Here is a 17,098-nt window from a genome sequence, read left to right as displayed (position 1 = left end):
GGCGGTGGGCGGACCCCTGCGACGGCGGCGATAGCCTTGTCAGGTGCGTATAGCGAGGTTCTCCACAGGCGAAGGCGTGTCGTTCGGCGTGGTCGAAGGCGGCCCTGGCGAGGAGTTCGTCTCCACGGTCTCCGGCCATCCGTTCGGCCAGGTGCAGTTCACCGGTGACCGCTTCCCGCTGTCCCAGGTGAAGCTGCTGGCCCCGATGTTGCCGAGCAAGGTCGTCGCCATCGGCAGGAACTACGCCGAGCACGCCCGCGAGATGGGCAACGAGGTGCCCGACGAGCCGCTCATCTTCATGAAGCCGTCCACGTCGGTGATCGGCCACGGGGAGGCCATCGCCTACCCGACCTCGCTGTCCGACCGGGTCGACTACGAGGGCGAGCTGGCCGTGGTGATCGGCAGGCTCTGCCGCGACGTGCCCGTCGACCGGGTCAAGGACGTCATCTTCGGCTACACCTGCGCCAACGACGTCACCGCCCGCGACCTGCAGAAGAAGGACGTGCAGTTCACCCGGGCCAAGAGCTTCGACACGTTCTGCCCGCTCGGGCCCTGGATCCAGACCGATCTCGACGCGAGCGACCTGGCGCTGACCACCACGGTCAACGGCGAGATCCGGCAGAGCGGCCGCACCAGCCAGCTCATCAACGACATCCCCGCGCTGGTCGCCTACGTCAGCGCGGTCATGACGCTGATCCCCGGCGACGTCATCCTGACCGGCACCCCGGCGGGCATCGGCCCGCTGGAGATCGGCGACGAGGTCAGCGTCGGCATCGAAGGCATCGGCACTCTCACGAACAAGGTGGTCTCCCGTGACTGATCTACGGGTGCGTTTCGCCCCGTCCCCGACCGGCATGTTCCACGTCGGCGGCGCCCGCACGGCGCTGTTCAACTGGGCCCTCGCCGAACAGTCCGGCGGCCGCTTCGTCCTGCGCGTCGAGGACACCGACGCCACGCGCAACCGTCCGGAGTGGACCGAGGGCATCATCTCGGCGCTCGACTGGATCGGCATCAACGGCACCAACCCGGTGTTCGAGGGCCCCTACTTCCAGTCGGCCTACGAGCCGCAGCACCGCGAGGCCGTGGCCAAGCTGCTGGCCGACGGCAAGGCGTACCACTGCGACTGCACCCGTGAGACCCTGGTGGCCCGCACCGACTCCGAGCACAAGGGCTACGACGGCTTCTGCCGTGAGCGCGGCCTGACCGAGGGCGCGGTGCGCTTCCGCACCCCCGACGAGGGCGTCACCGTCGTCGAAGACCTGATCAGGGGCAACGTCGAGTTCCCCAACGAGGCCCAGGAAGACTTCGTGATCGCCCGCACCGACGGCTCGCCGCTCTACGTGCTGGCCAACGCCGTCGACGACATCACCCAGGGCATCACGCACGTCGTGCGCGGCGAGGAGCACCTGGGCAACGCCGCCAAGCAGGTGCTGCTGTGGCCGGCGCTCGGCTCGAACCCGCCGATCTGGGCCCACCTGCCGGTGATCGTCAACGAGCAGCGCAAGAAGTTGTCCAAGCGCCGCGACAAGGTGGCCCTGGAGGACTACCGCGACGAGGGCTACCTCGCCGAGGCCATGGTCAACTACCTCATGCTGCTCGGCTGGGGCCCCGGCGAGGACCGCGAGATCATGCCGTGGGCGGAGATGGTCCCGCTGTTCAAGCTGGAGGACGTCAACTCCGCCAGCGCCTTCTTCGACGAGAAGAAGCTGCGGGCCTTCAACGGCGAGTACATCAGGGCGCTGCCGCTGGAGACCTTCGAGGAGCGCTGCTCTCCGTACCTCGACCCCGCCTGGGACCGCGAGCTGTTCAGCAAGGTCGCGGCGCTGGCCCAGACCCGCATCGCCGTGCTGTCGGAGATCAGGCAGAACGTCGACTTCCTCTTCCTCGACGAGCCCGTCTTCGACCAGCCGTCCTGGGACAAGGCGATGAAGAACTCCCCGGAGGAGATCCTCGGCGCCTACCTCACCCGCCTGGAGACGGTCCCCTGGGACGCGGAGTCGCTCAAGGAGGCCCTGGAGGAGGTCGGCGCGCCGCTCGGGCTCAAGCTGGGCAAGACCCAGGCCCCCGTGCGCGTGGCGATCACCGGCCGGACCGTGGGCCTGCCGCTGTTCGAGTCGATCGAGGTGCTCGGGCGCGAGCGTGCCACGGAACGGATCCGAGCGGCGCTAGGGCGCCTGCGAGGCTGAGCGACGACCCGACGGCCATCGACAGCCACACCCCCGTGACGCCGAGCCACGAGCTCAGCAGATAGGCGAGGGGCAGCTGCACCGCGAAGCCCGCCAGCGTGGCGGCGAGCAGGCGGCTGCCCCTTCCGCTTGCCTGGAGCACCCCCCCGACGGCGATGAGCCCGCCGAACGGCACCAGGTAGAGCGTCATCCACCGCAGGAAGCCCACGGTCACCGCCGGATCGCCGGTGAACAGGCCGGCCGCGGGCGCGGCCACCAGGTTGAGCACGACCGCGACCACCGCCCCGGTCGCCAGCCCGAGCCGCAGCGGCGACCCGACCGGCTCCGACCGCGCGGTACGGATCATCGCCGCCTGGCGCAGCGCGTAGAAGACCATGACCCCCGCCAGCATGATCTTCTGACCGATGCCGTACCCGGCGACCTCGGCCGTGCCGAACCCGGCCACGATCTCCACCAGCGCCATGCCCACCAGGGAACGGGCCAGGAAGTCTCCCGACATGGGCAGGCCGGTCCGCAGCACCTCCCCGGCGAGCAGGCCGTCGCCGGGGTCGGCGCGCAGCCGTACGACGGAGGTGACCGCCACCCCGAGCGTGACCAGCCGCGCCGCCACGGTGGCCAGCGCGGCCCCCTGGACGCCCAGGTCGAGGCCGTAGATGAACAGCGGGTCCAGGACGATGACCAGGGCGTTGCAGATCAGCGCGTTCCGCATGGGGGTCTTCGTGTCGCCCAGCCCTTTGAGGATCGCGTCCACGACCGTCTGGGCGAAGAACACCGGCAGCCCGCCCAGTGAGATCAGGAAGAACCCCGCCGTCGGCCCGGGATCGTCGGTGAACAGAGCCGCCAGCGGCTCGCGCAGCAGCACGCCCGGGACGGCGACGGCCACCGAGAACGCGGCCCACAACATCCACCCCGTCCTGATCACCGGCCCGATCGGCGCCTGCCCGTCACGCCGCCCGACGAGCACGGTCACCCCCGTCGGGACGGCCAGGAACAGCCCGTAGGCCAGGTACTCGGCCGTGGTGCCCACGGTGACGGCCGCGATGGCCCCCTCCCCGAGCCCCGAGACCCACAGCAGGTCGATCACGCCCACCGCGACCACGGCCGTGAGCAGCTCCACGTAGATGGGGAGAGCCAGCCTGAACATGCCAATACCTCGTTTCGCTATACCTCTTTTAGAGGTATAGCGTTACGATGCGGGCCATGGCAAGCGGCGGGGATCTGTCCCTCACCATCCTGGGATTCCTGAACGAGCGTCCGATGCACGGCTACGAGCTCAAGGCCCGCCTGACCGCGCTCACCGGCCACCTCCGCCCGGTCAGCGACGGCGCTCTCTACCCCGCCATATCGAGACTGGAGGCCAAGGGCCTGGTCGAACGGCACGAGGAGGCGGGCGCGGCGGCGGCCCGCAGGCAGGTGCTCACGCTCACCGGCGAGGGCCGCCAGGAGCTGCTGCGGCGGCTGCGCGACCCGAGCGAGCTCGACATCAGCGACCAGACGCGCTTCTTCGCCCTGCTGACGTTCCTGTCGGCGCTGCCCGACCCCGCCGACCGGTCAAGGGTGCTGCGCCTCAGGCTGGCCTTCCTGGAGGCCCCGGCGAGCTTCTTCCACGAGGGCGGCCGGCCCGTCCGGATCAAGGACGAGCCGGACCCGTACCGGCGGGGCATGCTGGAGATCGCCCGGGCGTCGAGCCGGGCGGAGAAGGAATGGCTCCGGCAGCGCATCGAGGAGCTGCCGGAGCCGTAGGGGAGACGATTCCCGGGGGAGGGGACGGTCAGTCGAGGCCGCGGCGGGCCAGCAGCGGCCCGATGCCCGGCTCGCGCCCGCGGAAGTTGCGGAAGGCGGTCAGCGGGTCGAGGCTGCCGCCCCTGGAGAGCAGCTCGCGGCGGAAGTGGTCGCCGTTCGCCCTGGTCAGGCCGCCGTTCTCCTTGAACCACTCCACGCTCTCGGCGTCGAGCACCTCGCTCCAGATGTAGGAGTAGTAGCCGGCGCTGTAGCCGCCCGAGAAGATGTGGGCGAAGTAGTTCGTCCGGTAGCGGGGGCGCACCAGCGCCACGTCGATCCCGGCCGCCTCCAGGGCCGCCTGCTCGAACGCCTGCGCGTCGGCCACCTGCTCGCCGGCCGCCAGCCGGTGCCAGGCCCAGTCGAGCAGCGTGGCCGCCAGGTACTCCACCGTCGTGAAGCCCTGGTTGAACTTCTCGGCCGCGTGCAGCTTCTCCACCAGCTCGGCGGGCATCGGCTCGCCCGTCTCGTGGTGCTTGGCGTAGTTGGTCAGGACCTCCGGCCAGGTGGCCCACATCTCGTTGACCTGCGAGGGGTACTCGACGAAGTCACGCGGCACGCTGGTGCCCGACACACGCGGGTAGCGCACCTCCGAGAACAGCCCGTGCAGCGCGTGCCCGAACTCGTGGAAGGCGGTGTTCACCTCGTCGTACGTCAGCAGCGTCGGCCCCGAGGCCGGCTTGGTGATGTTGAGGTTGTTCATCACCACCGGCAGCTCGTCGAACAGGTACGACTGGTCGACCAGGTTGTTCATCCACGCGCCGCCGCGCTTGTTCGCCCTGGCGTAGGGGTCGAGCAGGAACAGGCCCAGCGGGGCGCCGTCCTCGTTGAACACCTCGAAGACGGCCACGTCGGGGTGGTAGCCGTCCAGGTCGGGCCGCTCGGTGAAGGTGAGGCCGTAGAGCTTGGTGGCGGCGAAGAACACGCCGTCCCTGAAGACCCGGTTGAGCTCGAAGTAGGGCCGCATGGCGTCGGCGTCGAAGTCGTAGCGGGCCAGCCGCACCTTCTCCGAGTAGTACGACCAGTCCCACGGCTCGATCGCGAACCCGGCCTGCCCGGCCAGCGCCTCGGCCTCCTTGCCGGCGTTGCGCACGGCCGGGCCGACGAGCTGGCCGAGCATCTCCTCGACCGCCTCGACGGTCTTGGCCGTCTGGTCGGCCACCGAGTAGGCGGCATGGTCGGGGAAGCCGAGCAGCGCCGCCCGCTCGGCCCGCAGCGTGGCCATCTGGACCGCCCGCCCGAAGTTGGCCGGGGCGCGGCCGACGCTCAGCTCGTACAGGCGGCGGCGCACGTCGCGGTCGGTGAGCTGGGCCAGGCCGGGCTGGTTGGTGAAGTTCAGCAGCGGCAGCGCGTACGTGCCGTCGTCCTGGCGCAGCGACTCGATCCTGGCCTCGTCGAAGCCGTCGAGCTCCTTGGCGTCCGTGACGACCAGGGCCTCCTCGGTGGACGCCTTGAGCAGGGTCTGCGCGAACTCGGTCGAGAGCTTCGACAGCTCGCCGTTGAGCTCGCGCAGCCGGTCCTGCTGCGACTCCGACAGGTCGGCCCCGGCCCGGACGAAGTCCTCCCGGTACTTCTCCAGCAGCCACGCCTCCTCGGCGTCGGACGTGCCGACCTGCTTGATCCGCGCCCACAGCGCCCGGTTGAGGCGGATCGCGTCGTTGTGCGCGGTCAGCTTCGGGGAGATCTCCTTCTCGATCTCCATGATCCCGTCGCTGGAGTTGGACGCGGCCATGCTGAAGAAGACCGTGGCCGTACGGCCGAGAACGCGCCCAGAACGCTCCAGGGCCGCGATCGTGTTGTCGAAGGTGGGCGGCTCGGTGCTGTTCGCGATCGCGTCGACCTCGGCCAGGTGCTCGGCCATGCCGCGCTCGAACGCGGGCAGGTAGTGCTCCTCGCGGACGTCCGCGAACGCAGGCAACTGGTACGGCAGGCTACTAGGGGCGAAGAACGGGTTCTCGGCCAACGCTGGGGCTCCTCCACGTGGTGTTTTGTCCTCTTCAGCTTGGCACGCCGGAGCCCGTGCCGCAGTCCGCCGGAGACCGCTTCGGCAATCGTTTTGGTCTTACCCCCCGAGCTGGGCTATTCTTTCGGACGTCGCCAAGCGCGCTCCTCGAAGGGGTTCGCAGCGGTGGGGTATGGTGTAATTGGCAGCACGACTGATTCTGGTTCAGTTAGTCTAGGTTCGAGTCCTGGTACCCCAGCAAGTCACCGAAACGGATGTCTCCCTGAGAGACGTCCGTTTTTTCGTGTCGGCGGCCCGTCAGGTCGCCAGGGCGTCCAGGATCTCGCTGATCCTCCCGTACTCCGCGGCCGTGGCCGCGTGCCCGGTGTCGACCGTGCGCACCTCGAACCTGTTGCCCGGGGTGGCCGCGTCCGCCTCCCTGATCATCCGGTCCCGGGTGTGCCTGATGTACGTCCGCGGCACCCGCCCCCAGGCGTCCGTCCTGCCGCGCGCGTCCGCGGCGGAGACCAGCAGGCTCTCGTCCGGCAGCAACGTGTTGAGCAGCGCCAGGAACTCGCCGTCGGCCGCCGCGGCCATGAACGCCTTCTTGGCCGCGGCCAGGAACGCCGGGTCGGACGTCCGCCAGTTCATCCGCACCGCCATGAGCGCCGTGGGGTCGCCGATCAACCCGGCCACCAGCCCCTTCGCCAGGCTCGTGGCGGCCTCGGGTGTCTCCAGGTACTCGGCCGGCGAGCGCAGCCGCGTGCAGCAGAAGGCCGTGTCGTGGACCAGCCGGTCGAGCAGGTGGGGGACCTCGTCGGCGGCCTTGGTGACCGCCGCTCCGCCGAGGCTCCCGCCCACCAGGACCACCGGGCCGTACGCGGCGACCCTGCGCACGACGTTCACCGTGGCCTCGACGTAGTCGTCCAGGGCCACCCCGGACACCGGCGAGGGCGCGGTGGCCAGCGCCGCCGGGTCCTGCGGGGCCTGGTAGGCGCGGCTGAACTGCTCGGCGGGCAGGTGCCCCGGCAGCTCCACGCCCACGGTCCGGTGCCCGCGCAGCGTCAGCTCCGGATCTCCCTGTGCCACGCCGCCGGCCCCGGTGACGAACACGAACGTGGTCACCCGGCCGGGCCGGGATCCGCTCTCTCGATCGCTCATGGGCCGATGTTCGCCCAGGCCGGCAGGGCCTGCACATCGCCCGTCCGGCGGTCCGTACGGCTGAGTCCGCCCATCCACCGATCGGTTGACCCGGGCGGCGTGCCGGGCTGGAGGCGTGAGCCGGGCACCAGGACGTGAGCGTCTGCTCCACGTCGCGCTCGGCTACGGGTTGCTGGCGATCTCCGTGGCCGCCGCCGCCGTCCCGTGGCTGCATTCCCGGCGGCACCGGCAGGCCGTTCTCGTCGTCCCGTACTACGTGCTGCTCATGGGCCTCGCGGGCGCGCTGGTGGCGGGCAACCCGGCCCTCGTCGTGTTCGCCTCGCTCGGCTACCCCCTGGCCGTCGCCCTGCTGCCGACCCGCCTGGTGACGGCGGGCGTGACGCTCACCGCCGAGGCCGACCGCCGCCGCCAGCCAAGCACGCCGATGCCACCAGGACGGCCCTCACCCTGTCGTACACGGACGAAGTCGTCATGCTCGACATCCGTGACGACGGGCGCGGTTTCGTTCCGCAGGAGGCTGCTGAGGGCTTCGGGGTGGAAGGCATGCGCCGGCGGGCCCGCGCGGTGGGTGGCACGCGGGAGGTCGAGTCCGAGCCGGGCCGGGGGAGCGCCGTGGCCGCGGCCGTACCCGTCATACCCGCGGAAGGCGAACGACCGTGAGACTGCTCATCGTGGACGACCACCCGATCGTCCGGGACGGCCTGCGCGCCGCCCTGGGCGCCGAGCCCGGCATGGAGATCGTGGGCGAGGCGGCCGACGGCGCCCAGGCCGTCCGGCTGGCGGCCGAGCTGCGGCCCGACGTCGTCCTCATGGACCTGCGCATGCCCGGCATGGACGGCCTGGCCGCGATCAGGCAGCTGAGCGGGAGCGGGCCGCGGGTGCTGGTGCTCACGACGTTCGACACCGACGTCCTGTCCCCGCCGTGGCCGGACGGCTGGCCGACCACGTGCGCAGGCCGAGGCGGGGCGACCTGAGCAGACGTGAGCTGGAGGTGCTGCGGCTGGTGGCCGGGGGAGCGACCAACCGGCAGGCGGCGGCCGAGCTGTTCATCAGCGAGGCCAGCGTCAAGACGCACCTGCTGCACGCCTACGCCAAGCTCGACGTCCGCGACCGCGCCGCCGCCGTGGCCTTCCGCCGCGGGCTGCTCGGCGGGTAGCCTCCCTCGCCTCATGGACGAATTCCGCATGCGCGAGGGCGGCCTTGCCCGTTTCGTCGCCCCGTTCGCCGCGCCGCTGGCGCTCTTCTTCGCCGTCTGCCTGCTGCTCGGGGCCATCTTCACCGGCAGCTCGGCGCTGGGCGTCGTGCTCGGCGCGCTCGCCACGGCGGCCCTGACCGGCGTGCTCGTCGTCAAGCACCGCCGGCTGGTCGCGGGCACGGTCGTGCGCTTCTCGCCGGAGGGCGTGGAGCTGGCCGACGCCCGCGGCTTCAGGGTGCGGCTGCGCTGGCCCGACATCGCCCGGATCGGCGTGGTGGACACCCGGCCGGCCGACCCCCGGCTCCTGGGCCGGCCCGGCGGCGTCCGCGTACGCGTCCAGGCCCTGCGCTCGGTGGGGCTGGTCGGGTGGGGCGAGCGCACGCTCCCGCCGCGGGCGCCGCAGTGGATGCGCGAGCGCCTGGCCCGGGTGCCCGTCGACCCCGTCACCGGACGGCCCGAGGTGGCGATCCCGCTCGGCGAGATCGACCCGCTGTGGGAACGGGGGCCGATGGGCGACTGGGTCCGCCGCCACCGGCCTGATCTCATGCGCTGACAAGCGGGTTGGTTGTGGTCTGCGGGGTGCGGTAGAGTTACCTGCGTCGCCGGGGAGACCCGGCACACCAGCTTGTGAACAGGGTCCCGTCGTCTAGTGGCCCAGGACGCCGCCCTCTCAAGGCGGTAGCGCCGGTTCGAATCCGGTCGGGACTACCACTGTCACAAGCTGAGCGAAGGTCCCGTCGTCTAGTGGCCCAGGACGCCGCCCTCTCAAGGCGGTAGCGCCGGTTCGAATCCGGTCGGGACTACGTTCACTCAAAACGCTCCGGTGCGTCAAGCACCGGGGCGTTTTTGCGTTGCACGGGCCCGCCTCCGAACGGGAACAGGGCCCCACGCCGATCGCGTGGAGCCCTGGCCGTAGCGGGGTCAGGCCGAGGAGCGGGCCTTGAACAGGGCACGGCGGGCCGCCTTGGCGACCTGCTTGTCGGGGTGGACCTGCGAGATCAGGTCGAGCAGCTCCTCCACGTGCGCGTGCGGGATCTTCCAGATCACTTCGAGCAGCCCGTTGACCATGTCGGGGCCGATGTCCTGCAGGCTGCTGACGAACTCGGAACGCCCCAGCCCGGCCGAGATCGTCCACATGTCGAGGATCAGCCAGTGGGTGTCGTCCTGGGTGGGCTCGGGCGCCCCCTCGATCTCCAGCTGGCTCAGGTGCGTCGCCGCGTACGGCCGCAGCGACGGCTGCTTGAGCGCCTCCTGCCAGGCCGGGACGGCGGCCTCGCCCAGTGTGCCGACCACGCTGGCGGCCTGCACCCGGATCAGGGCGTCGCTCTCGTCCTCGGCGGCGGCGTCGAGCAGCTCCTCGGCGGCCTTGGCCGGCTCCCTGAGCCGCATCCAGGCCGCGAACTCGGCGTCGGCCTCGTCCTCGGGCAGCTCGGCGCTCAGTGCGAGCAGCTCGTGGGCGCTCATCGACTCGATCGCGGGCCGGGCGTCGACCTCGATGTCGGCGTCGTCGACCAGGTGGACGACGCCCTCGGTGCCCAGCGGGGTGAGACGCACGGTGACGCCCTCGACCTCGATCATGCCGTAGCCGACCAGCCAGTCGATGGCGGGGGCCAGCGGGTCGCCGGCCGCCTCCCAGGCGTCGCCGCCCAGCTCGTCGAGGTCGGCGGCGGCCTCGGCCAGCTCGCGGGCCAGGTCGTCGCGCTCGCGCGAGCCGCCGGCCAGCAGCAGCCTGACCAGCAGGCCCCGGGTCAGGCCGGCCAGCGCCATCGTCAGGTCGTCGTCGTCGAGCTCGGGGTCGCCGTAGTCGACGGAGTGCAGGCCGAGCATCCAGGCGTCGAGGACGTCCTCGTCGTCGTCGAACGGCCACTCGGAGGTGTCGTCCTGGACGGCCACGGTGTTGCCCTCGCCCGGTTCGAGGAACTCCAGGTCGACGGCGAGGTTCCAGATGTTCCAGAGCTGCGGGACCGCCTCGGCCACCGGGCCGTCGGTCTCGGGCCTGGGCAGGCCGACGACGGCCAGCGCCTCCTCCACCTCGGCGTCGGTGAGCAGGGTGTCCTCGCCGACGCGGCGGCCGGAGCCCACCCACAGCGCCAGGTCGCGGGCCTTGCCGACCAGCGGCGCCTGGCGGGCGGCCGCGGCCAGCTCGGAGTCGGGCCGCAGCCTGATCGTGTCGAGCTCGGCCAGCTCGTCGGCGAACGCCTCGAAGTCGCCCAGGTCGCCGGTCTCGTCCTCGTCGTCACCCGCGCCGTCGTCGTCGAGCAGCTCCTCCATGAGCTCGACGAACTCGTCCTCGACGTCGTCGAGCTCGGCCTGCAGATCGGCGAGGGTGTCGGAGCCCTTGGCGAGCCTGCCGGTCTGGGAGAGGAACGTCAGGTACGCGTCGACGGCGGGCAGCATGCCGTCGGCGGCGGCGTCGGGATCCTCCACGACCTTCGGCATGCGGTCGAGCAGCAGGTTGCGCAGGTCGGCACGCTTCCACGTGCCGAGGTCCTGCGAGAAGGCGAGACGGTGCCAGAGTGCGGCAGGCCCCACGAGCTCGGGGTCGCTTCCGGGCGCGTTGGAGCGCGCCCACATGATGAACTCTTCGAGCAGGGGTCGCAGCTCAGTGGCGGCTACCTCGATGCGATCTGTCACGCACTCAGGCTAGTGCGCCCACGAGGCAGTCGGCCCCCGAAATACGAGCTTTCGCCGATCATGACGTGCGGCGCATGGCCTCGGTGATGCGTTCTGCGGCCGCCATGACGGGTACGGCGTGCAGCCGGCCGGGCGCTCTGGTGAGCCGCTCGATGGGCCCGGAGACCGAGACGGCGGCGATCACCTTGCCTCCGCTGCCCCTTATGGGGGCGGACACGCTGGCCACCCCCTGCTCCCGCTCGCCGACGCTGTGGGCCCATCCGCGGCGCCGTACGGAGGCGAGGGTGGCGGCGGTGAACTTGGCGCCGCGCAGGCCCCTGTGCAGCCGGTCCGGCTCCTCCCAGGCCAGCAGGATCTGGGCCGCCGAGCCCGCCGTCATCGGCAGCGCAGAGCCCACCGGGACGGTGTCGCGCAGGCCGCTGGCCCGCTCGGCCGCCGCCACGCAGACCCGCTCGTCACCCTGGCGCCGGTAGAGTTGCGCGCTCTCGCCGGTCAGGTCGCGCAGCTGCGTCAGCACGGGCGAGGCCACCGCGAGCAGCCGGTCCTCGCCGGCCGCCGTGGACAACTCCGACAGCCGCGGCCCGAGCACGAATCGGCCCTGCGTGTCGCGGCTCACGATGCGGTGGTGCTCAAGTGCGACGGCCAGCCGGTGGGCCGTGGGGCGGGCCAGGCCGGTGGCCTGGACGAGCTGAGCCAGGGAAGCGGGACCCGCTTCGAGGGCATTGAGTACAAGAACGGCCTTGTCGAGTACTCCGACTCCGCTAGAGTTGTCCATACACCGATACTGCCGTCTCGACATATGAGAAAGCAAGTCGGAGGCAATCTCAAGGAGGAGATCATGGGCCGCACACTGGCCGAGAAGGTCTGGGAGCAGCACGTCGTCCGCCGTGCGGAGGGCGAACCCGACCTGCTCTACATCGACCTGCACCTCATTCACGAGGTGACCAGTCCGCAGGCGTTCGACGGACTCCGTCTCGCCGGCCGGAAGGTGCGCAGGCCCGATCTCACCATCGCCACCGAGGACCACAACGTTCCGACCGTCCTCGGCCCGATCTCCGACCCCGTCTCCAAGGCCCAGGTCGAGACGCTGCGCAAGAACGCCGCCGAGTTCGGCATCAGGCTGCACCCGATGGGCGACGCCGGCCAGGGCGTGGTGCACATCATCGGCCCGCAGTTCGGCCTGACCCAGCCGGGCATGACGATCGTGTGCGGCGACTCGCACACCTCCACCCACGGCGCCTTCGGCGGCATCGCGTTCGGCATCGGCACCTCCGAGGTCGAGCACGTCCTGGCCACCCAGACGCTGCCCGCCTACCGGCCGAAGACGATGGCCATCGAGGTCTCGGGCGAGCTGCCCGCCGGCGTCACGGCCAAGGACCTGATCCTGGCGATCATCGCCAAGATCGGCACCGGCGGCGGCCAGGGCTACATCGTCGAGTACCGCGGCGAGGCCGTGCGCAAGCTCTCCATGGAGGGCCGCATGACCGTCTGCAACATGTCCATCGAGGCGGGCGCCCGCGCCGGCGTGATCGCCCCGGACGAGACCACCTTCGCCTACCTCAAGGACCGCCAGCACGCCCCCAAGGGCGAGCTGTGGGACCAGGCCGTCGAGTACTGGAAGTCGCTGCGCACCGACGACGACGCCGTGTTCGACAAGGTCGTGGAGATCGACGCCACGACCCTGACCCCGTACGTCACGTGGGGCACCAACCCCGGCCAGGGCCTGCCGCTGGGCGAGTCCGTGCCCAGCCCCGACAGCTTCGCCGACCCGGTCGCGCGCTCGGCCGCCGAGCGCGCGCTGGAGTACATGGGCCTGACCGCGGGCACGCCGCTGCGCGAGATCGAGGTCGACACCGTGTTCGTCGGCTCGTGCACCAACGGCCGCATCGAGGACCTGCGCTCGGCCGCCGAGATCCTGCGCGGCCGCCAGGTCCGCACCCGCACGCTGATCGTGCCCGGCTCGATGCTGGTCAAGCTCCAGGCCGAGCAGGAGGGCCTGCACGAGGTGTTCAAGGCCGCCGGCGCCGAGTGGCGCGAGGCCGGCTGCTCGATGTGCCTCGGCATGAACCCCGACACGCTCCAGCCCGGCGAGCGCAGCGCCTCCACCTCCAACCGCAACTTCGAGGGCCGCCAGGGCAAGGGCGGACGCACCCACCTGGTGTCGCCGCAGGTCGCCGCCGCGACCGCCGTCACCGGCCGCCTGACCGCCCCCGCCGACCTGTAAGGAGAACGACCGATGGACGCCTTCACCACCCACACCGGTACGGCGGTGCCGCTGCGCCGCAGCAACGTCGACACCGACCAGATCATCCCGGCCGTCTGGCTCAAGCAGGTCAGCCGCACCGGCTTCGAGAAGGGCCTGTTCGCCGCCTGGCGCGAGGACCCGACGTTCGTCCTGAACGACCCGTCCTACGAGGGCGGCTCGATCCTGGTCTCCGGCCCCGACTTCGGCACCGGCTCCTCCCGCGAGCACGCCGTGTGGGCCCTGCAGCAGTACGGCTTCCGCGCCGTGATCGCCGCCCGCTTCGGCGACATCTTCCGCAACAACTCCACCAAGATGGGCCTGCTGCCGGTCGTCCTGCCCGGCGAGAAGGTCGAGGCCCTGCAGGCCGCCGTCGAGGCCGACCCCAAGCTCCAGGTGACCGTCGACCTGCTGGAACGTCAGGTCCGCTGGGCCGGCGAGGTCGTGCCGTTCGAGATCGACGACTACACCCGCTGGCGGCTCACCGAAGGCCTGGACGACATCGGGCTGACCCTGCGTCACGCCGACGATGTGGCCACGTACGAGAATGGTCGGCAGCCATGGCTGCCGACGACCGTCTAGAGGACGACCGACTGGCGCGGCGGTTGCGCGAGGCGCACCGCCGCGTCCGCATGCTCCCCGCCGCCGACAAGGAACGGGCGGCCCGCCGCTACCTGTCCATCTGTGATCTCGCCAAGCGCGATCCGGAAAGGGCGGCCGCCCGCCTCGACGCCTTTTTGAGCGCTCTCGACACGCCACGCGAGGGGAAAAACACGCAGGGTGATTGAGTTCCCCCGCGATCCCGCCTACTTTCGAGCGCGTAAGGGGTTTCTACGTCGAACTCGAGAGCTGGAACCCCGAGCCGTCACTGGGGGAGCAGGACTTTCATGAACAAGCGAGAGCTCGTCGACGCCATCACCGATCGGGTGGGCGACAAAAGGACGGCCACCGAGGCCGTCAACGCGGTCATCGAGGCCATCCAGAAGGCTGTGGCGAGCGGGGACAAGGTCTCCATCACGGGCTTCGGCGCGTTCGAGATGGTGAACAAGCCCGCCCGCACTGCCAGGAACCCGTCGACCGGCGCCGAGATCAAGGTCGCCGAGAGCTGGGCGCCCAAGTTCCGTCCCGGCTCTGAATTCAAGGACCTGGTGAACGAGGGCGGCAAGCAGGTCGGCAAGAAGAAATAGTCTCAGCGGACATCACGCCCGGGCGGCCCACGCCCGGGCGTTCGCTGTTTTCCGGGACCGCGTCGTCATTCGGGCGCGGGAATCGGGAACGTCGACAGCGTGATGTAGGTGATCTCCCCGCCGTCGGTGGCGAGATTCACCCGCTGCCCCGTGCGCAGCAGCCGCAGCGGCCCCGCGTCGAAGGCGCGCGTGCCGAACTCCAGCACCGTCCCGTCGTCGAGGAAGACCGAGCCGGAACGGGTGACCTCGTCGAAGCTGCGTACCGTCGCCTGCACGCCGACCAGCCTAAGCCGATCGCCGCCCGGCGGGCGAGAGGCGGCCCGGAGGATCACGCGTCCGGCCACAGGTCGGCGACCACCGCCGCCGTGTGCCGGCCCAGCCCCAGGACGAGGGCCGCGCGCAGGTCGTCGGGGGTGTCCACGTCCCGCCGGAGCGAGTCGATCCCCGGCGGGCACAACTCCTTCGCGCCGCCGCCCAGGTGCTTGGCCCGCGACTCGCCGCCGAACCGCGGCGTGAACGGCCGGCCGGGAAGAACGCCGTAGAACGTCGTGCCGACCTCCTGCGCGTCCGGCACGAACGACTGGTCGAACTCGGCCGCCGCCGTCAGCGCCGTCGCCAGCTCGGCCGGTCGCAGCGCCGGCAGGTCGGCCTGGAGGGCGCCCACCGCGTCACCGGGAGCGACGCGTACGGCATGGGCCGCGCCCGTGCGCAGCGCGGTGTTGAGCCCTCGGTCGGGATCGTGCACCACCTCCGCCCCCAGCGCCCCCAGCGGCCCCGCCGCGGCCGGATCGGCGGTCACCACGACCACCCGCGCCACCATCGGGCACGCCAGCGCCGCCGCCACGGTGTCGCAGGCTACGGCCACGGCCAGCCGCGTACGATGCGGCCCCGTGGCGGCGGCCAGCCGGGTCTTCGCCGCGACCAGCGTCTTCACCGGAATGACCAGAGACCAGCGGTTGCTCATAGGCTTAAGCATCTCGCCTCGACATCCCACGCGGCCAACCGGGAGACTTGGGGCGAATACCGTACGGGTTGGAGGAGAGCATGAGCCGCCCCACGCGACCTTCGCGTTTCTGGGAGTCATTCGCCGTAGCGGTGGTGAAGCCGCTGTCGACGCTCCTGGTCAAGAGGGACTGGCGCAACGGCGAGCGTCTCCCGCGCACCGGCGGCATCATCATCGCGGCCAACCACCTGTCCTGGACCGATCCCGTCCTGCTGTCGCACTTCCTGTTCAACAACGGCCGCTGGCCCGTCATCCTGGCCAAGGCCGCGCTGTTCAAGGTGCCCTTCCTGGGCCCGGCGCTCAACGGCCTGCTGGCCATCCCCGTCGAGCGGGGCAGCAGCGAGGCGGCCAGGTCGCTCAGCTCCTCGGCCCAGCGGCTGCGCGACGGCGCCGCCATCCTGTTCTACCCCGAGGGCACCTGCACCCGCGATCCCGACCTGTGGCCCATGGTGGGCAAGACCGGCGCGGCCCGGCTGGCGCTGGAGAGCGGCGTGCAGGTCATCCCCGTCGCCCACTGGGGCGCCCAGGAGCTGCTCCCGTACGGCGCGAAGAAGCCCAGGCTGTTCCCGCGCAAGACCTTCCACGTGACCGTCGGCCCACCGGTCGACCTGTCCAAGTACGAGGGGCAGCCCCTGCGGGCCAGTGTGCTGCGGGAGGCGACCGCCGACATCATGGCGGCCATCACCGAGCAACTGACCGAGCTGCGCGGCGAGAAGGCCCCCGAAACTCCCTACGACCCCGCCAGGCGGTGATGGCATGACAAAGGCAGCCGTTTTCGGCACGGGTTCGTGGGGCACCACGTTCGCCATGGTCCTCGCCGAGGCGGGCAACGAGGTGACGCTGTGGGGGCGCAGGCCCGAGCTGGTCGAGGCGATCGACAAGGACCACGCCAACCCCGACTACCTGCCCGGCGTGACGCTGCCCGAGGCCCTGCGCGCCACCACCGACCCGGTGCGCGCGCTCGACGGCGCCGACTTCGTGGTGCTCGCCGTGCCCTCGCAGATGTTGCGGCCCAACCTGACCGCCTGGCGCGAGCACATCCCGTCCGGAGCGGTCCTGGTCAGCCTCATGAAGGGCGTCGAGCTCGGCACGACCAAGCGCATGAGCGAGGTGATCCGCGAGGTCGCCGAGGTGCCCGAGGAGCGGGTCGCGGTGGTGTCCGGCCCCAACCTGGCCAAGGAGATCGCCCACCGGCAGCCCGCCGCCACGGTCGTCGCCTGCACCGACGAGTCGGTCGCCGAACGCCTCCAGGCGGCCTGTCACCTGCCGCCGTGGTTCCGGCCGTACACCAACACCGACGTGGTCGGGGTCGAGCTGGGCGGCGCGGTGAAGAACGTGATCGCGCTGGCCGTGGGCGTCTCGGCGGGCATGGGCATGGGCGACAACGTCAGCGCCATGCTCATCACCAGGGGCCTGGCCGAGATCTCCCGCCTGGGCGCCGCGCTCGGCGCCGACCCCCACACCTTCGCCGGCCTGGCCGGCATGGGCGACCTGGTGGCCACCTGCACCTCGCCGCTGTCGCGCAACCGCACCTTCGGCGAGAACCTGGGCCGCGGCATGACCCTCGCCGAGGTCGTCGCCGCCACCAAGCAGACCGCCGAGGGCGTGAAGTCCTGCGAGTCCGTCCTCGAACTGGCCAGGAAGCACGACGTCGAGATGCCGATCACCGAGGTCGTCGTCGGGGTCGTGCACGACGGCATGTCGCCGTCGGAGGCGGGCATGCTGCTCATGTCCCGCTCGCCCAAACCCGAACGGTACGGCGTGTGAAT

Annotated in this window: 18 protein-coding genes, 3 tRNA genes and 1 pseudogene; 15 read left to right on the top strand and 7 right to left on the bottom strand. The window is 71.1% G+C overall.

Features of this window, described 5'->3' with window-relative positions; translation table 11 throughout:
* Nucleotides 1-43: 43 nt before the first annotated feature.
* Together ACIA8R_RS10530 and gltX are read left to right on the top strand one after the other, a co-directional pair.
* On the top strand, nucleotides 44-820 hold the full coding sequence (locus tag ACIA8R_RS10530; RefSeq protein ID WP_364085062.1) for a fumarylacetoacetate hydrolase family protein: 777 nt from the start codon (nucleotides 44-46) through the stop codon (nucleotides 818-820).
* A complete protein-coding gene (gene gltX, locus ACIA8R_RS10525) occupies nucleotides 813-2,186 on the top strand; it encodes a glutamate--tRNA ligase (RefSeq protein WP_397037791.1) in 1,374 nt (457 codons plus the stop codon). The genes ACIA8R_RS10530 and gltX overlap by 8 nt, the downstream gene beginning before the upstream one ends.
* On the opposite strand, the gene ACIA8R_RS10520 is transcribed toward gltX, so the two are convergent.
* Nucleotides 2,080-3,330: an MATE family efflux transporter gene (locus ACIA8R_RS10520; protein ID WP_397037789.1), complete on the bottom strand. Its 1,251-nt coding sequence runs from the start codon at nucleotides 3,328-3,330 to the stop codon at nucleotides 2,080-2,082. The two genes, gltX and ACIA8R_RS10520, sit on opposite strands and share 107 nt — an antisense overlap.
* Before the next feature lie 56 nt (nucleotides 3,331-3,386).
* Between ACIA8R_RS10520 and ACIA8R_RS10515 the strand changes: the two genes are divergently transcribed.
* Nucleotides 3,387-3,929 (top strand): PadR family transcriptional regulator, encoded by a 543-nt coding sequence (locus ACIA8R_RS10515; RefSeq protein WP_357697650.1) that lies wholly within the window; start codon nucleotides 3,387-3,389, stop codon nucleotides 3,927-3,929.
* A gap of 28 nt (nucleotides 3,930-3,957) precedes the next feature.
* Here the strand turns inward: ACIA8R_RS10515 and ACIA8R_RS10510 are convergent, their stop codons facing one another.
* Nucleotides 3,958-5,928, bottom strand: a complete 1,971-nt coding sequence (locus tag ACIA8R_RS10510; protein ID WP_357697652.1) for a M3 family metallopeptidase — start codon at nucleotides 5,926-5,928, stop codon at nucleotides 3,958-3,960.
* A gap of 166 nt (nucleotides 5,929-6,094) precedes the next feature.
* On the opposite strand from ACIA8R_RS10510, the gene ACIA8R_RS10505 reads away from it, so the two are divergent.
* Nucleotides 6,095-6,166: transfer RNA gene (locus ACIA8R_RS10505), tRNA-Gln, on the top strand.
* 59 nt (nucleotides 6,167-6,225) lie between these two features.
* On the opposite strand, the gene ACIA8R_RS10500 is transcribed toward ACIA8R_RS10505, so the two are convergent.
* Nucleotides 6,226-7,068, bottom strand: a complete 843-nt coding sequence (locus ACIA8R_RS10500; protein WP_397037787.1) for an alpha/beta fold hydrolase — start codon at nucleotides 7,066-7,068, stop codon at nucleotides 6,226-6,228.
* Between the two features lie 471 nt (nucleotides 7,069-7,539).
* Between ACIA8R_RS10500 and ACIA8R_RS10495 the strand changes: the two genes are divergently transcribed.
* From ACIA8R_RS10495 to ACIA8R_RS10475, 5 genes and pseudogenes are all read left to right on the top strand, one after another.
* The gene (locus ACIA8R_RS10495) at nucleotides 7,540-7,728 is read left to right on the top strand and encodes a hypothetical protein (protein WP_397037785.1); all 189 of its coding nucleotides are present in this window, start codon (nucleotides 7,540-7,542) and stop codon (nucleotides 7,726-7,728) included.
* Nucleotides 7,725-8,224 (top strand): annotated as a pseudogene (locus tag ACIA8R_RS10490) (response regulator transcription factor). Before ACIA8R_RS10495 ends, ACIA8R_RS10490 begins: the two are co-directional and overlap by 4 nt.
* 13 nt (nucleotides 8,225-8,237) lie before the next feature.
* A complete protein-coding gene (locus ACIA8R_RS10485) occupies nucleotides 8,238-8,816 on the top strand; it encodes a hypothetical protein (protein ID WP_397037783.1) in 579 nt (192 codons plus the stop codon).
* Between the two features lie 82 nt (nucleotides 8,817-8,898).
* A tRNA-Glu gene (locus tag ACIA8R_RS10480) sits at nucleotides 8,899-8,974 on the top strand.
* Nucleotides 8,975-8,993: 19 nt separating this feature from the next.
* Nucleotides 8,994-9,066, top strand: a tRNA-Glu gene (locus ACIA8R_RS10475).
* Nucleotides 9,067-9,184: 118 nt separating this feature from the next.
* Here the strand turns inward: ACIA8R_RS10475 and ACIA8R_RS10470 are convergent.
* Both ACIA8R_RS10470 and ACIA8R_RS10465 read right to left on the bottom strand, forming a co-directional pair.
* A complete protein-coding gene (locus tag ACIA8R_RS10470; RefSeq protein ID WP_397037782.1) occupies nucleotides 9,185-10,897 on the bottom strand; it encodes a hypothetical protein in 1,713 nt (570 codons plus the stop codon).
* Nucleotides 10,898-10,955: 58 nt separating this feature from the next.
* A complete protein-coding gene (locus ACIA8R_RS10465; protein WP_357697664.1) occupies nucleotides 10,956-11,672 on the bottom strand; it encodes an IclR family transcriptional regulator in 717 nt (238 codons plus the stop codon).
* A 63-nt stretch (nucleotides 11,673-11,735) separates the two neighbouring features.
* Between ACIA8R_RS10465 and leuC the strand changes: the two genes are divergently transcribed.
* The 4 genes from leuC (at nucleotide 11,736) to ACIA8R_RS10445 (ending at nucleotide 14,326) form a co-directional block, all read left to right on the top strand.
* The gene (gene leuC / locus ACIA8R_RS10460; RefSeq protein WP_397037779.1) at nucleotides 11,736-13,121 is read left to right on the top strand and encodes a 3-isopropylmalate dehydratase large subunit; all 1,386 of its coding nucleotides are present in this window, start codon (nucleotides 11,736-11,738) and stop codon (nucleotides 13,119-13,121) included.
* A 12-nt stretch (nucleotides 13,122-13,133) separates the two neighbouring features.
* The gene (gene leuD, locus ACIA8R_RS10455) at nucleotides 13,134-13,721 is read left to right on the top strand and encodes a 3-isopropylmalate dehydratase small subunit (RefSeq protein ID WP_357697668.1); all 588 of its coding nucleotides are present in this window, start codon (nucleotides 13,134-13,136) and stop codon (nucleotides 13,719-13,721) included.
* A complete protein-coding gene (locus tag ACIA8R_RS10450; RefSeq protein ID WP_364085037.1) occupies nucleotides 13,700-13,927 on the top strand; it encodes a hypothetical protein in 228 nt (75 codons plus the stop codon). Before leuD ends, ACIA8R_RS10450 begins: the two co-directional genes overlap by 22 nt.
* A gap of 99 nt (nucleotides 13,928-14,026) precedes the next feature.
* Nucleotides 14,027-14,326 (top strand): HU family DNA-binding protein, encoded by a 300-nt coding sequence (locus tag ACIA8R_RS10445; protein WP_125637152.1) that lies wholly within the window; start codon nucleotides 14,027-14,029, stop codon nucleotides 14,324-14,326.
* A 65-nt stretch (nucleotides 14,327-14,391) separates the two neighbouring features.
* Here the strand turns inward: ACIA8R_RS10445 and ACIA8R_RS10440 are convergent, their stop codons facing one another.
* Both ACIA8R_RS10440 and cofC read right to left on the bottom strand, forming a co-directional pair.
* On the bottom strand, nucleotides 14,392-14,601 hold the full coding sequence (locus ACIA8R_RS10440; protein WP_357697673.1) for a hypothetical protein: 210 nt from the start codon (nucleotides 14,599-14,601) through the stop codon (nucleotides 14,392-14,394).
* A 53-nt stretch (nucleotides 14,602-14,654) separates the two neighbouring features.
* On the bottom strand, nucleotides 14,655-15,290 hold the full coding sequence (gene cofC / locus ACIA8R_RS10435; protein ID WP_357697675.1) for a 2-phospho-L-lactate guanylyltransferase: 636 nt from the start codon (nucleotides 15,288-15,290) through the stop codon (nucleotides 14,655-14,657).
* A gap of 134 nt (nucleotides 15,291-15,424) precedes the next feature.
* Between cofC and ACIA8R_RS10430 the strand changes: the two genes are divergently transcribed.
* Both ACIA8R_RS10430 and ACIA8R_RS10425 read left to right on the top strand, forming a co-directional pair.
* Nucleotides 15,425-16,081, top strand: a complete 657-nt coding sequence (locus tag ACIA8R_RS10430; protein ID WP_364085032.1) for a lysophospholipid acyltransferase family protein — start codon at nucleotides 15,425-15,427, stop codon at nucleotides 16,079-16,081.
* Nucleotides 16,082-16,085: 4 nt separating this feature from the next.
* A complete protein-coding gene (locus tag ACIA8R_RS10425) occupies nucleotides 16,086-17,096 on the top strand; it encodes an NAD(P)H-dependent glycerol-3-phosphate dehydrogenase (protein WP_357697679.1) in 1,011 nt (336 codons plus the stop codon).
* Nucleotides 17,097-17,098 lie beyond the last annotated feature (2 nt).

The sequence above is a fragment of the Nonomuraea sp. NPDC051191 genome, from assembly GCF_044455665.1.
In the GTDB taxonomy this organism is placed as follows: domain Bacteria; phylum Actinomycetota; class Actinomycetes; order Streptosporangiales; family Streptosporangiaceae; genus Nonomuraea.
Note: the sequence above shows the minus strand (reverse complement) of the source record. Positions and strands in the feature narration are given on the sequence as shown.